We start from the raw sequence: 12,706 nt of genomic DNA on the forward strand, positions 1-12,706 counted from the left end.
TTGATTCTGATTGACATTCTTTCCGAACGCATCGACGGTACAAAACTCCGACTTGAAATGTTGTAAATGGCGCGCCTGAGAAACTTTATCGATACCTGTCTTGATCGGAGCTTACCTGCAATCTCGTCGGTAAATTTGACGGTCGAACAGCGACTGTCACTGTGCCGCCAGTACGGCGATTTTTCACTGGCATATTCCACCGCGGTTCAGCCTGATCTCCACTACTTTGGCGACGAAGACGGCTACATCGCCTACGCTACAAAAATGGGTCATGTTTTTGCGCTCGGCGATCCAGTCGCCAGCCAAGACCGAAAGGCCCACTACCTCGCGCAATTCATCGCCCAATCCGGAAAGCCTTGCTTCGTTCAAGTTCACGCTTCAACCGCCGCGGAACTTGCATCACACGGTTATCGCCTTAATCAGATGGGCAAAGATAGTGCCCTCTCCTTGCCGACCCACTCGTTCAAGGGCAAGCGCAACGAGACCCTTCGTTATTCCGAACGCTGGCTGCAGAAGAACGGCTATAGTATACACGAGTGCGGAGACAGCGAATTTGTCGCCGAGCTTTCGAAAATTTCCGATGACTGGCGCGCTGGAAGAATCGTCCGGCGCCGCGAGATGCGGTTTTTGAACCGACCATTTCGCCTGTGCCTTACGCCAGGGATGCGGCGGTTCGTTCTTTTATCACCTCATTCAAAACCAATCGCCCTGCTCGATTTCGACCCGCTCTTTCGCGGCGGCAAAGCCGTTGGCTACACGGCGGCTTTCAAGCGGAAAATCCCCGGCACAACGGCCCATGCTGAAATCGGGCTCACAAAATATGCCGCTGATCTTTTCAGACAAGAAGGTTCCGAGATCATGACTCTCGGCTTGTCGCCTCTCGCCAGCATCGAGAAAAGCCAATTTCCCGATAGCACTGTTTGGCGCTACCTCTATCAGCGCGCGTTCCTGTCGCCGCTCGTCAACCGGCGGGTTTTCAACGTTCAAGGCCAAGCTGCGTTCAAGCGCAGGTTTCATGGCAACGAGGTGCAAACTTATATTGGCTTTAAACGCGGGACCCCCACCGAGACCGTTGCGCTACTGCGGCTCCTGAAAACGTTTTAACCTTGTGTGTCCGCTGCTGAGATCCGTTCCTGGTAAGCCTTGGTCGAGCGGCTGGACGCGGTTCTGGTAGGGGCTTTGAAGTCACAGGTCGGCCCCCAAAAAAACGTGACGCTCGGGAAGCAGGATGTCGCATAGCACTCCGATACTACAAATTGCCTTGGCTGCGACGACCTTGGTGCCGTTGTCGACGAGATTTCCGACCCCTCATGACCGCGTCACGATGACATGGCGGCTGGCACTTGAGAAACGCTAATTTTGCGTGGGCACAGTCGAATCCTGACGAGCGATAAAGCCCTACGCCTTGAAGGGTATCGAACCGGCGACACCCTATTCAAATCGAGAATTGTTCACCTGCAACAGGCTTGTAATTCATAAGGGGGAAGCGGCGCGGATTTTCACCGTTCAAATCGCTCCAGCATTTTTCTTAACTGTGCGTTTTGCAGCGTTAGCTTTCCCGCCAGCTGCCCCCTGACCACCCTGATCTCTTCATCGAGGTTTATCCCCTCTGCAGTATGTACGACCTGGGATATCGGCGAAACGTTCGCAACCGCAGTTACCGCTTCCTTGCTGCGACGTCTTTGCTTGCGCGGTGGACTTCGAGACCTCGCCTGATCTGCGTAGTATCACCATGTGCAGCGGTGACGTCGATACCAGTACCGCCGGATAAAGCCGGATCAGCGGCCTGCCCAATCTTTGCGGCACCGCGTTCGATCTTATCGCGGCCACCGTTTTCGGCTTCGTCGGAATGCACAGGCTCTGCGGAAATTGCGGCGGCTTGATCGTGACGAGGTAGCTCCTCGCTTGCCGGTCGATCAGCGCTTTTCACGCTCTCCTCGGCAGCCGCTTCAGTTGGACCGGCAATAGCCAAAGGGTCTGGCGTAACCTCGTGTGTCGAGCCGTTTTCTCTCTTTCGTTCGTGTCCCGGTGAGATCAGTCGGGCAAGAAATTTCCAGGGAGACGCCATCTATCCGACCTCGCGTTTTATCCCGCAAGCAGGCAGTGAGTGTTACTTCCGGCAACAGCATTCACCGCCGCCAAAATGTATGTCTCGATAAGCATGGAAATGCTGGCTGCGATTGACCGGCGGCTTATATCAATCGAGCTTGAGGCGTTTGCGCAGATCGGCATTTTCACTGCGAAGTTTTTCAGCCAGGAGCTTGCGCAGCCGCTGAGTTTCCTCTTCCAACTGCAAAAGGTCTGCCATCTCATCGATTGCCGTCACCGGCGCGGCCGGCGCGGCCTGCACAGCCTTCGGAGCACGGCGCACCGGTGCACGTTTGGCACTGGCCGCGGCTTCGATCGCCTTTGCCTTGCGCCCTCTCCTCTTCACACCACCGGAGCCGGCCAGAGCGACTGCTGGCTCTGCCGTAGCGTCAGCTGACGCGGTCACCAGTGCCGCGGCTTTCTTGGCGCGGGGTTTGCGCTGTTTCTTCGGCGCAATGGGCGTTTCGACAACGGTCGGTACATCGGCTTTGGTTATCGTAGCAGTCTCGTCGGCCATGCTCATCTCCTGTGTATCTGATGCAGTTGTCGATGCCCCGAGAGGCGGTGTCAACAACGGCTCGGCCTGATCTGGTTCCGGCAAAGACATTTCGCTGTCAGATTTCCCACTCTGAGAGCTACCCGACAGATCCGGCATTGCCTCTTCTTCTAGGTCGCGAGCGACAGACTTTAGATCCATGTTGCCCCAGATCGAGTTCGAGCTGGAATCGAGTTTTCGCCTGCCGGTCTTGTACTCGACGGCAAAACTGCGTTGCACTTTTTTCAATATAAGAGGCCTTGGAAGATCCACGGGATGGTTTGGAAATATGCACGTACATCCGGAATAACGGTTACCAGACTGCCAGTCTATACCCACTACTCGCTGCTGGCAGTTTTTGGCGTCGAGTTAAGGTGTTCCTCCGAAACGCGCGAGCAAAACCAGAGGCCAATTCAGATCCTTGAGAAAATTGACGACGCACAGCAGCGCATCCACCGATTTTTCAGGCGGCTATTGAGCGCACTTTTGCAGTAGACGGGTCGTGACCTCCATCTGAGCGGCGTATTCTTTCATCGCTGCGTACGCCACCTTTTCCTTGTCGCTGAGCTGCCGCAAACTCTCCGCTTCCTCTCCCTCAAAATGGGGGATTGCGACACCGAAGGCAGTGTCGGCCCGCTTCATCCCGTCTACGAATGCCCGCAGATCTGGCAGGAAGCTTGCCATCGGCGGAGCGACTACCTTACAAACGCTGGGATCGGATGCGCGCGCCGAAATAGGCGATCCAACAAACAAGATTGCAAAAACAAGTGCACCGATGCGTATCACGAAATTTCCTTGATAAGCCAGGCGTTAGCGACGCCTTTACAATAGTCGCGACAGTCGTTGTAGTGCAAAAATGATGGCTTGCTTCATTTACATGACCCTTTCGGCTCCCTCTCGGCGGCTACGCTCCTCCGTACCCGCGCGCTTGGGCTGGTTGCCTTTTGATAAGCAGGTCGTCGTGGATCGTGAATTCCGCTGCGCCGCCCGCGATACAGAACCACGCCGGGGAGAGATGCCATGACTACGGCCGACACCGCCGCACTGCTCGAAGACGCCGCCGATCGTATCGCGGATATCTCGCGCGCAGATTTGCAGATCATGTTGCGGCGCGCGGCGCTGCGGCTGCGGAATGCCGCCGGCGTGTGGATGGATGACGATGTGAAAGAAGTTCTCCGCGGCCTTGCCGGCGAGTTCGGCATGACGCGCAACGACACGATCAGGTTTATCGTGCGGGAGTGGATGGAGAAGAACACCTATCTGCCAGTGCATCACCTGGACCAAGACGGGGATGTCGACGGCAATGCCTGATCCGCGTTATGCTGGCGAACCTTCCCGTCATCGGACGACGACCAGCTATCCCTTTTCGGCGGAGTTGGCGTCGCTTTGCCTTGACGCGGGATCTGGATCGCCTTTTGCCGGCAATTCCGAGGATGACCGTCCTCCAACTACAAGACGATCGGTTGATTTCAGCAACTCGTATGATCGGATTAGAAGAGCACGGGAGGTTGACAAGGTAGTTTCGAGAGGGGACTTGCGCATTGGGTGCACACCGCTATTCGCAGGCGGGAGCACATCGTATCCCTCGGCCATCAGCGCCTACGTTTTCGGTTGCTGACGATAAAGTGGATGTAGGGCGCTCCTACAAAAACCCACGCCACCCCACACCCGCAGCGAAGTGAAGCGCCGATAGCATCCGAGCTATTCCAGCTCGTAAACCGCCGCCTCATCGGCCACATCCCGCAACCCCTTATATGACGCATGCCGCAGCTTCGCATCATGTGTCCAGGCACGATACTCGATCTCGGCAACAATCTTCGGATCGACGAAGACCGCATTACGCTTCCGTCCTGTGTCGACAGCGGCCTTGCCAATGATCAGTTCGTCCATCTGCTTCCGAAGCTCGCCCGCGGAACGTTCGTTAAAGCCGGTTCCCACTCCTCCGACATAAACGAGCTCGTTTCCCTTGCGCGCGGCGAGCAGCAGCCGCCCGATGCCCCCGAATGACGCTGTCGACTTCTCATACCCAACGATCAAAAAGCCATCGCTCTGGACGCATTTGATCTTCACCCAGTCCCCGAGGCGGCCGCTGCGATAGGTGCTGTTGCGGTCTTTCGCGATGATGCCTTCCAGGTCGTGTTCGCAGGCGATGCGCAGAAGCGTTTCGCCGTCCGCATCGATCTCTTCTGAAAGCCGGATGGCATCTTCCCCGGCTGGCGGCACCAGCCCCTCGAGGAGATGACGCCTGGAGGCGAGATCCGTCTCGGTTAAGTCATGGCCGTCGAAATAGAGAAGATCGAACGCCATGAAAATTGCCTCTCTGGACATCCGCTTGCCGCCGCGCCCGCCGAGCGACTGCTGAAGCATACCGAAATCCGACCGGCCGTGTTCACCGAGCACGACGGCTTCGCCATCCAGGATCGCCGTTGAAACGGAAAGGCGCCCTGCCTCGGCCGCGATAGCCGGGAAGCGATCGGTCCAGTCATGCCCTCCCCGCGTCAGGATGCGCACGCCCGATGGTTCTATGTGGACGGCCAGGCGGTACCCGTCCCACTTCACCTCGAAGGCCCACTGCGGGCCTTTCGGTGGCCGTGGCTTCAGCAGCGCGAGGCACGGATCGATGCGAGCAGGCATAGGATCAAGGGGGAGTTGCGGCTGGGTGGGATCGCGGCGGCGGCGCGCCCGGCTGCGGATTGATGCGTCAACTCACCGAGCAGCGGCTGTGTAGGTATGCGAGGCGGCTTTGTCATGCCGCCAGTTCATCAGCAATGCCTTAAAAAGCAACTGACCAAGATTGATTATTGCGCCCCGCCGCCACGCGAAACGTCAGTATTTCTTAGGCGGAGGCTGATTTGCTGCACAGATCTCTTCATAGGTTCGGTGACCGCCCGACGCACAGGAGATCTAACTGCTTGGGGTCTAGCAACTAACGTTGAGCGGCCAAATGAGAAGTATCACATTAATATGTCGGCTATAATAAAATCGGGCAAATAGATATGGAATTTCTTCTTCTGCACAGTCACGTACAATTCGAGTCTGTTCCGAATCTGTGGATCAAAGTGTGGAGATCGGGAGGTTAAAAAGGAGTATCTGTTGCAAATCTAAGCGATTTTAGCGATATTCTCCTTGTCGCGCCTGGCGCGACTACTAGAAAACACCCCTCCGCTTAATCCCCGCAATCGTGGGGCCTTTCTTCCAGTCACCGGCGCTATCGGCTGCACCCGAGCAGGTGTTTGGATTTCGAAGATCCACGAAACCGTCACGAATTGCTTGAATTAGTCCGTCGTCGCCAAAAGGATGGTGGCGGGGTACAGTGTCGCATGGGCACCTATGAGACGCCGGCGGAGATGGTAGCAAGGCACGTATTGGAGGGCGAGAAGCATCTCGCTCACCAGACAGCTTTGATTGAGCGGTTACGCCGGATGGGCTTACCAACCGAAGAGGCTCAAGCGTTGTTAGAACGCTTCTACCTGTTGCAGGCACAGCACGAGGAGCATCGGCAAAGGATTTCGGATGAATGCGAGCTGGGGTTAAGGGACAAGCAAGGCAATCTCATCCCGTGGCAGCGACAGAAGCGCTGAAGTCGCTCATTGCCAACCGTAGCCGAATCCCTCACGCGCTCTTGACTCCCCTCCACGTGCGAACATAATAAGAACATCGGCGAGGCGGCCGCCAATCTGAACCGATGAATGGAGCACGGATATGCGCGAGCAGCCGATCGGAGAAGCCGTGGTTGATCAGGGCGAGGAAGTGATCGCCTACCATGGGGGCGACGCGCGCGCAGCGGTCGGACCCTTGCTGGAGGATTTCCGCCACCTCCGCCGGCAGCTAGCACTGGTAGAGGGCGCTATGAGCCGCGGCATCACGCGTGGCTGGCGGGCGAGCTACGATCGAGACTGACATGCATGACCATCCGCAACCAAAAACCGTTGCCTTCGAAGTCGCGTTTAACGACTGGTGGCGGTCGCAACCAGGATCTTTCCGAGACGGCGTTAGCCCGTCGGCTGCACGCACTTGCTTTCGCGCAGGATATACCGCCAGTAAGAACGCCACCGAGCGCCGCTTCGTTTTCAGGGCGGGCCGCATGCGCATCACTGTCTGGGCAACTGGTCCTACGGCAGCGAAGGCAAAAGCCGAGATGGAAGCTGATTTCCGGGCAGCAAAGAAAGGCTGGCCGGTCCCGAAAACGGGATGGCAGCTTCAGGAGGTCAAGTGAGCGACATCGACAGGGCGGCGCTGACGAATGCGGCGCTGATGTATGTCCATTATTGCGAGCGCGAGGGATGCCAGGGGTGGGGCAGTTGGGGTAACACCCCTTCCCCGGCTGTCGCGACCCGCTGGTGGTGCTTTGAGCATTTTCCGCATAAGTCAAATGAACAAGAACAGGCGCTCAAACGGAAGCTTGAGGCAGCCGAGCGTGGGGATATGGCTCAATGATTGCTGGTCTGATTGTCTGCGCATCGTTGACTGTCGTTGACGGTGATACCGTGAAATGCGATGGGCAGAACATGCGGTTGCTGGGAGAGGGTGTTCCGTTCGTGTCGGGCATCGACACGCCTGAGATCGGATCCCATGCGAAATGCATCACGGAACGGAGGCTGGCGCTGATCGCCAAGGGCCGGCTGAAAGAGCTACTGGCCGAGAAGGGTTTGCGGGTGATGTTCAGCGGCGCGGTGGACAAGACACAAACGCATCGGCCTCTCGTCAACATCTATCGAACGAATGGCGAAGAGATAGGGAAGAAACTGCTGAGGGAAGGCTTCGCGCGGACCTGGAGCCCGAGGCAACGGAATGACTGGTGCGATTAGCTGGTGAGCCCGCCCTGCCCACGCGGAACGGGCGAATTCCAGCATGTTTGAATGTAGAGATAAGCATTTTGGATAGATATCCGCCGTGCCCTGACGCGGTTACAATCTTCTCTCGTCGAGGAGAAGGGAGTGAACGATGAAAGCGATCACGGTTTCTGGCCTCATTATGCTAGCCTTCGCATCTGGTGCATATGCCGCAACCATGACGGCGGAGCAGCTGAAAAGCGAGTTGGTAGGCCACCCAATCCACTGGAAGTCAAAGACACAATCGGGCGTCACAACTTATAAGCCAGACGGAACGATTGAAGCGACTGTCGACGGAGACAAGGCCACCTACAACGGCAAATGGAGCATCAAAGGCAACAAGATGTGCGAGAAGTTCGACAAGGAAAAATGCGCAACGATCACTTCCCTTGGTGGGAAGAAATACTCCAAGGGGGCCGGAACGTTCACGGTGGAATAGCGCCTGTTTTGATTTTCGTCACCAGGCGGCGCGTAAACCGCCTGGCTTCTCGCGTAATGTGAGCTCAACCAGCGGCCTTGATGCTCGTATTGCAAAGGCTCCAATAGCCGCCGCCCTTCTGGATCCACTTCAGATCTCCAAGCGTGCCGGCGTCCTTGGCCGAATGATAGGCATCGACGCAGGTATGGAGACGAGCTTTTCCGGGCGTCTCGCTCGAATATTTCTTGTCGATTGCCTTCGGGAACTTGACGCTCTTCGGCGCCGCGGTTGTCGCCTTTTCAGGCTCTTTGTCGGTTGTCTTTGTGACGTCCGCCTCGTCCTCCTTGTCAGCGGCAGCAGCATCCGCGCCACAGAATTTGGCGCGGAAATCGTTCCACTTCACGTCTTTGGCGGAGCCGTCAGCTTTGGCCGCCTGATATTTTGTGCCGCATTCCTTCATCGTCAGCGCGTGAGCCGGCGATGAAATGATAAAAGCAGCAACCAGCGAGCCGGCAGCGGAAAGAAGCATTTTGTGCGAGATGCGATGTGGCTTGGTCGATGCAACGAAAACCATGACACTCCCCTTGGTTCATTCGCCATACGAAGCAAACGGTTACACCTGCTGAATGAACCTTGGATGAACAAAGGCCCCCACGCTTCTGACGCCCCTTGCGTCCCTCCCCTCAACGCCCCAATCTTCCCGAGCCATGCGAAGGTGGGAACCGCGACGCCGCGGCGTTGTTACACTCTAGGACCGCACGACAATCAGTCTCCTGTACGCTGCGCCCCATATGGCAGTGGTCGCGCGGTCCACCCACAACTGAATCACTTGATCTTGCGATTGGTGCGGAACTGTACCGGAACCGTCGTCTCGGACGCTGGTTAGGCGTTTGGATTGTTGGATAGCGCACGCCCTGCACTCTTCGCGATCTGGCCGCGCAGAGGCAAGTTATGGTCCCTTCCCTCTTCAACCGCTGCTGCGCGGCCCGTCTGTTCATTTTAACTTCAGCCAGTGCCTCAGAATTCGCAGCCGCTCCACCTGATGCGACTGACTGAACATCCTCAGTACGGCACCGTACCGGAACCTGGCCTGTCCCTTGTTTATTAAAGTGGTAGGAAAGCACAGTTGTTTGTTCCTCCTGTGCGATCCCCAAACTTGCCCCGCCTGGGCCTAGGTGGGGTTTTTTTCGGATAGTGGCTCAATGGAAACAGTGGTTTCCCGCACCGGAGAGCTAGCCTCGCTTTCAGGTTTACTGCCGATCGAGGGACTGTTGGCCAGTGAGTCCACGTGAGAGCGTCTGGCATGCTGAGAGGTGGTCCCCCATGGCACGTCGAAGACGAGAACCGCCTCATGGCGCCTCCTCCGCCTCCTCCACTCGCTCGCGCCTCGCTATGACGCTTCCTCTGCGATCCGGAAGGCCAGAGACCGGCGGTGCTGGTTTTGGTCGTGCCTAGACGAGCGAATCCACGACGCCGCCGTCGACCCTCAGCGCTGCACCGGTCGTGGCCGACGCAAGCGGGGACGCGACGTAGACTACCATGTTGGCGACCTCGTCGACGGTTGCCGGCCGCTGAATGATGGAGGTTGGCCGATGCGTCTTGACGAAGTCGATGCCGACCTGCTCAAAGGACCGCTCGGAAGTGACATGCCCCTTGAGCATCTCTGCGGCGCCTTCGGACATGCTCGGGCCCGGCAGCACTGAGTTCACCGTCACGCCGGTGCCCGCCATGCGCTTGGCAAGACCGCGCGCGACGGCCACGTCGGCGGTCTTGCTGACCCCGTAGTAGATCATCTCGACTGGAACGTTGAAGGCGGATTCCGAGCCGAGGAAGATGAAGCGCCCCCATGACCTGGCAGCCATTTTCGGAAGATAGGCACGCGCCAGACGCACCCCCGCCATCACGTTGACCTGCCAGTAGCGATCCCAGATGGCATCGTTAGTTTCGAAAAAATCGAGGGGTTGGAAGATGCCGAGATTGCTGACGACGATGTCCGGCTCCGGCTCGGCCTCGATCAATGCTCGACAACCATCGGCATTGGCGAGGTCGAGGGCATGGCCGCGCGCCCGGCTGCCGAGGCGTGCCACTGCTGCGTCGACCTTCTCTCTCGTGCGACCCTTGATGATCACCTCGGCGCCTGCGCTGTGAAGTCCGTGGGCAATGGCGAATCCGATGCCCTCGGTGGAGCCGGTAACAAGGGCGACTTTGCCTGAAAGATCGATGTTCAATTTTCTTCTCCTGGAGGATTGATTGTCGTTCGGCACCGCAGGACGGAGCCGGTATCCGGCAGAGAAATCTCACGCCGCCGCGTCGAGACTGTCGAAAGCGGCCCGGTGCGAAGCCACGAAGTCCTGCACGATCATCGGCGGCACGCCGGTCACCTCGGCGATGATCTTGTCGGCGCCGGAAAAGATGCCGTTCTGGTAGTCGACCGCGATCGCGCAGAAATGCTGGATGAGAAACGCCGGAAGGCCGAACTTTTCGAGGCGGTCGCGATACTCGGGGATGGTCAGAGGCTGATAGCTGATCTTTCTGCCGAGCACCTCGCCGATGGCAGCGGCGATACCCGGCTGGTCCAGCTCGGTCGGGCCATGGAGGGTGTAGGTCTTGCCGATATGTCCGACCGGATCCGCCAGGAACGCGGCGATCAGGCGTGCCTGATCCTCGGCCGCAATCGGGGCATGGCGCCCGGCACCATAGGGCAAGTCGATGATGCTCTGCTCGACGATGGTCTTGCGCGCGAACGGATAGAGCAGCCATTGCGAGAAGAAGGTCGGCCGCAGATGCACGGTCGGAACGCCCGACCAGTCAAAGACCCGCTCGGCGATCCAGTGATCGCGCGCCGCGTGGCTCTTGGAATCTTCACGAGCCGAAATTTGCGACATGTTGATCACGGCCTTGAGCCCGGCGCGTTTGGCCGCATCGGCGAAGTATGCTGTCGTCTGGATGATGCCAGGGAGCACCGGGTAGCAGAAATAGGCGGCGGTGGTGCCTTCCACTGCCTGGATCGCATCGTCGTGCTCGAAGAGATCGCCGACAACGACCTCCGCGCCTTCCCGCCGCAGTGCCTCGGCGCGCGCGTCCTCCTTGTGAACTAGCGCCCTTACGGAGTGGCCCTTTTCGAGAAGGCGTTGGACTGTGTAGCGACCGGTCTCGCCCGTTGCGCCGGTGACCAGGAATTTTTCGGTAGTCATCTTTTATCTCCGTGTGGATGCTTGCATTAATTTATGTGTAATTGCACAGTTATGGTCAAAAAAAGGGGCTACTCCCCCAGGTTCAGTTCGAGGATCTCGTTGCGGATTCGAACGGCCCGATCCTTCCCGACGTCCTGTTCGAACGCGGCTTGGGCACTCTTCCAGAGAGGAACGGCCTCAGCCACTTTTTCCAGGCCGGAACGGGAAAGCGCCACGTCGAAAGAGCGGCCGCTTTCTGGCCTTCCGGCGACAACCCAGCCGGCAGCCTGCAGCGGCTTCAGTGCGCGAACAAGGGTCGTCCGCTCCATGATCAACATCTCCGCCAGTTTGGTGATCTTCAGCGTGTCGTAGGCCTCGAGCAGCGACAGGATCGAGAACTGCGAGACGGACAAACCCGCTGGGGCCAGATGTGTGTCGTAAAGACGGCTTAGGTACCGCGCGTTCTGGCGGGCAGCGAGGGCATAGCAGAGATGAGGACCATTGGGCATCGTCATGTGGCTTTCTTAAATGTGCAATTGCACAGTGTCAAGCCCCGCCGTAGCTTTCCGTCCTACTTTTGGACTCTTCAGGTCCGAAGATGGGGACTGGCCGCGACCGGCCCCCACCTCCAAATGATGCACCGCGTTAGCCGCGAAGGAATGCCAGCAGATCGGCGTTCAACCGGTCCTTGTCGACATGCAGCAGCCCGTGGGAACCGCCCTCGTAGACCACCAGCTTTGCCTGCGGGATAAGCTTGGCGGTCAGCTTCGCAGAGATCTCGAGCGGGACGATCTGATCGTCGCTGCCATGCACCACCAGCGCGGGGACCGTGATCTGTTTGAGGTCGCCCCGGAAGTCCGTCTCCGAGAAAGCGCCAAGCGCATGGTAGGCCGCAAGAAAGCCGGTCGCCTGCCCCTGCCGCCAATAGTTCTGCCGCAAACCTTCCGAGACCTTCGCACCCGGCCGGTTGAAGCTGTAGTACGGTGTGGTGACGTCGAGATTCCATTGCGAGCGGTCAGCCCGAACGGCCGCGCGGAAGCTGTCAAACAGCTCCTTCGGTGCACCGGCCGGATTTGTCGGCGTCTTCAGCAGAAACGGTGTCACCGCGGAAACGAAGGCGACCTTGGCGACGCGGCTCTGGCCGTGACGAGCGACGTAACGGGCAACCTCGCCGCCGCCCATGGAATGGCCGACGAACGTCGCCTGCCGCAGATCGAGCGCATTGACCAGTTGCGCAAGATCATCGGCGAAGGTGTCGTAGTCGTAACCCTTTGCGGGCTGGCTCGACCGCCCCAAGCCACGACGGTCATGGGCGATGACGCGATAGCCGTTCTGTAGCAGGAAGAACATCTGGTCCTCCCAGGCGTCGGAGGACAGAGGGTAGCCGTGGCTGAAAACGACGGCGGGACCCGAGCCCCAATCCTTGTAGTAGAGGCTGGTACCGTCCTTCATGGTCAGCCGGTCCTCTGTCGGCTTGCCGGTATTTGCCGGCGTCGGTGTTTTTGCATCGGCTGCGTTGACGCTAACAGCGGCAAGACCAACGCCGGCGGCGGCAACCCCCTTGAGCAGGTTGCGCCTGGAAGCGCCATTGGGTGTTGAGATCGTAGCCATAGTGAACTCCATGCGAAAGGAAGTCGCTTGCGACGGCGAGATTGGAGGA

Annotated in this window: 15 protein-coding genes and 2 pseudogenes; 8 read left to right on the forward strand and 9 right to left on the reverse strand. The window is 58.3% G+C overall.

Annotated features, from left to right (window positions below):
• Positions 1-66: 66 nt before the first annotated feature.
• Positions 67-1,104 carry a phosphatidylglycerol lysyltransferase domain-containing protein gene (locus tag ATY29_RS09505; protein WP_097536234.1) on the forward strand — a complete coding sequence of 346 codons (1,038 nt, stop codon included), beginning with the start codon at positions 67-69 and terminating at the stop codon, positions 1,102-1,104.
• A gap of 395 nt (positions 1,105-1,499) precedes the next feature.
• On the opposite strand, the pseudogene ATY29_RS09510 reads toward ATY29_RS09505, so the two are convergent.
• The 3 genes and pseudogenes from ATY29_RS09510 to ATY29_RS09520 all read right to left on the reverse strand — a co-directional run bounded on the left by ATY29_RS09510 (position 1,500) and on the right by ATY29_RS09520 (position 3,409).
• Positions 1,500-2,068: pseudogene (locus ATY29_RS09510) on the reverse strand (hypothetical protein).
• 129 nt (positions 2,069-2,197) lie between these two features.
• Positions 2,198-2,872, reverse strand: coding sequence for a transcriptional regulator (locus ATY29_RS09515; RefSeq protein WP_097536236.1), 675 nt, complete (start codon positions 2,870-2,872; stop codon positions 2,198-2,200).
• Between the two features lie 222 nt (positions 2,873-3,094).
• Entirely contained in the window at positions 3,095-3,409 is a 315-nt protein-coding gene (locus ATY29_RS09520) for a hypothetical protein (RefSeq protein ID WP_097536238.1), read from the reverse strand.
• 234 nt (positions 3,410-3,643) lie between these two features.
• On the opposite strand from ATY29_RS09520, the gene ATY29_RS09525 reads away from it, so the two are divergent.
• Complete coding sequence (locus tag ATY29_RS09525) at positions 3,644-3,934, forward strand: CopG family transcriptional regulator (protein ID WP_097536240.1); 291 nt, start codon at positions 3,644-3,646, stop codon at positions 3,932-3,934.
• 390 nt (positions 3,935-4,324) lie between these two features.
• Here the strand turns inward: ATY29_RS09525 and ligD are convergent.
• A pseudogene (gene ligD / locus ATY29_RS09530) lies at positions 4,325-5,373 on the reverse strand (non-homologous end-joining DNA ligase).
• A gap of 570 nt (positions 5,374-5,943) precedes the next feature.
• Between ligD and ATY29_RS09535 the strand changes: the two are divergent.
• The 6 genes from ATY29_RS09535 to ATY29_RS09560 all read left to right on the forward strand — a co-directional run bounded on the left by ATY29_RS09535 (position 5,944) and on the right by ATY29_RS09560 (position 7,894).
• Positions 5,944-6,204 (forward strand): hypothetical protein, encoded by a 261-nt coding sequence (locus ATY29_RS09535; protein WP_097536242.1) that lies wholly within the window; start codon positions 5,944-5,946, stop codon positions 6,202-6,204.
• A gap of 121 nt (positions 6,205-6,325) precedes the next feature.
• A complete protein-coding gene (locus ATY29_RS09540; protein ID WP_097536244.1) occupies positions 6,326-6,523 on the forward strand; it encodes a hypothetical protein in 198 nt (65 codons plus the stop codon).
• Between the two features lies 1 nt (position 6,524).
• Positions 6,525-6,839, forward strand: coding sequence for a hypothetical protein (locus ATY29_RS09545; protein ID WP_097536246.1), 315 nt, complete (start codon positions 6,525-6,527; stop codon positions 6,837-6,839).
• Positions 6,836-7,060, forward strand: coding sequence for a hypothetical protein (locus ATY29_RS09550; protein ID WP_097536248.1), 225 nt, complete (start codon positions 6,836-6,838; stop codon positions 7,058-7,060). The genes ATY29_RS09545 and ATY29_RS09550 overlap by 4 nt, the downstream gene beginning before the upstream one ends.
• Positions 7,057-7,431, forward strand: coding sequence for a thermonuclease family protein (locus tag ATY29_RS09555; protein WP_103671198.1), 375 nt, complete (start codon positions 7,057-7,059; stop codon positions 7,429-7,431). The genes ATY29_RS09550 and ATY29_RS09555 overlap by 4 nt, the downstream gene beginning before the upstream one ends.
• Before the next feature lie 136 nt (positions 7,432-7,567).
• Complete coding sequence (locus tag ATY29_RS09560; RefSeq protein WP_097536250.1) at positions 7,568-7,894, forward strand: hypothetical protein; 327 nt, start codon at positions 7,568-7,570, stop codon at positions 7,892-7,894.
• A 64-nt stretch (positions 7,895-7,958) separates the two neighbouring features.
• Here ATY29_RS09560 and ATY29_RS09565 read toward each other — a convergent pair whose 3' ends face one another.
• The 5 genes from ATY29_RS09565 to ATY29_RS09585 all read right to left on the reverse strand — a co-directional run bounded on the left by ATY29_RS09565 (position 7,959) and on the right by ATY29_RS09585 (position 12,657).
• Positions 7,959-8,414 (reverse strand): hypothetical protein, encoded by a 456-nt coding sequence (locus ATY29_RS09565; RefSeq protein ID WP_097536377.1) that lies wholly within the window; start codon positions 8,412-8,414, stop codon positions 7,959-7,961.
• A 910-nt stretch (positions 8,415-9,324) separates the two neighbouring features.
• The gene (locus ATY29_RS09570; RefSeq protein ID WP_097536252.1) at positions 9,325-10,101 is read right to left on the reverse strand and encodes an SDR family NAD(P)-dependent oxidoreductase; all 777 of its coding nucleotides are present in this window, start codon (positions 10,099-10,101) and stop codon (positions 9,325-9,327) included.
• Positions 10,102-10,170: 69 nt separating this feature from the next.
• Positions 10,171-11,067, reverse strand: coding sequence for an NmrA family NAD(P)-binding protein (locus ATY29_RS09575; protein ID WP_097536254.1), 897 nt, complete (start codon positions 11,065-11,067; stop codon positions 10,171-10,173).
• 68 nt (positions 11,068-11,135) lie between these two features.
• On the reverse strand, positions 11,136-11,561 hold the full coding sequence (locus ATY29_RS09580) for a MarR family winged helix-turn-helix transcriptional regulator (RefSeq protein ID WP_097536256.1): 426 nt from the start codon (positions 11,559-11,561) through the stop codon (positions 11,136-11,138).
• 130 nt (positions 11,562-11,691) lie between these two features.
• Entirely contained in the window at positions 11,692-12,657 is a 966-nt protein-coding gene (locus ATY29_RS09585; RefSeq protein WP_097536258.1) for an alpha/beta fold hydrolase, read from the reverse strand.
• Positions 12,658-12,706 lie beyond the last annotated feature (49 nt).

The organism is Rhizobium hidalgonense (genome assembly GCF_002914525.1).
Taxonomy (GTDB): Bacteria; Pseudomonadota; Alphaproteobacteria; order Rhizobiales; family Rhizobiaceae; genus Rhizobium; species Rhizobium hidalgonense.

What these genes read in the sequence shown, in the direction of transcription:
- ATY29_RS09555 (WP_103671198.1), top strand. Translation starts at nt 7,057, where the DNA reads ATGATTGCTGGTCTGATTGTCTGCGCATCGTTGACTGTCGTTGACGGT.
- ATY29_RS09540 (WP_097536244.1), top strand. Translation starts at nt 6,326, where the DNA reads ATGCGCGAGCAGCCGATCGGAGAAGCCGTGGTTGATCAGGGCGAGGAA.
- ATY29_RS09560 (WP_097536250.1), top strand. Translation starts at nt 7,568, where the DNA reads ATGAAAGCGATCACGGTTTCTGGCCTCATTATGCTAGCCTTCGCATCT.
- ATY29_RS09585 (WP_097536258.1), bottom strand. Translation starts at nt 12,657, where the DNA reads ATGGCTACGATCTCAACACCCAATGGCGCTTCCAGGCGCAACCTGCTC.
- ATY29_RS09545 (WP_097536246.1), top strand. Translation starts at nt 6,525, where the DNA reads ATGCATGACCATCCGCAACCAAAAACCGTTGCCTTCGAAGTCGCGTTT.
- ATY29_RS09535 (WP_097536242.1), top strand. Translation starts at nt 5,944, where the DNA reads ATGGGCACCTATGAGACGCCGGCGGAGATGGTAGCAAGGCACGTATTG.
- ATY29_RS09575 (WP_097536254.1), bottom strand. Translation starts at nt 11,067, where the DNA reads ATGACTACCGAAAAATTCCTGGTCACCGGCGCAACGGGCGAGACCGGT.
- ATY29_RS09525 (WP_097536240.1), top strand. Translation starts at nt 3,644, where the DNA reads ATGACTACGGCCGACACCGCCGCACTGCTCGAAGACGCCGCCGATCGT.
- ATY29_RS09505 (WP_097536234.1), top strand. Translation starts at nt 67, where the DNA reads ATGGCGCGCCTGAGAAACTTTATCGATACCTGTCTTGATCGGAGCTTA.
- ATY29_RS09580 (WP_097536256.1), bottom strand. Translation starts at nt 11,561, where the DNA reads ATGACGATGCCCAATGGTCCTCATCTCTGCTATGCCCTCGCTGCCCGC.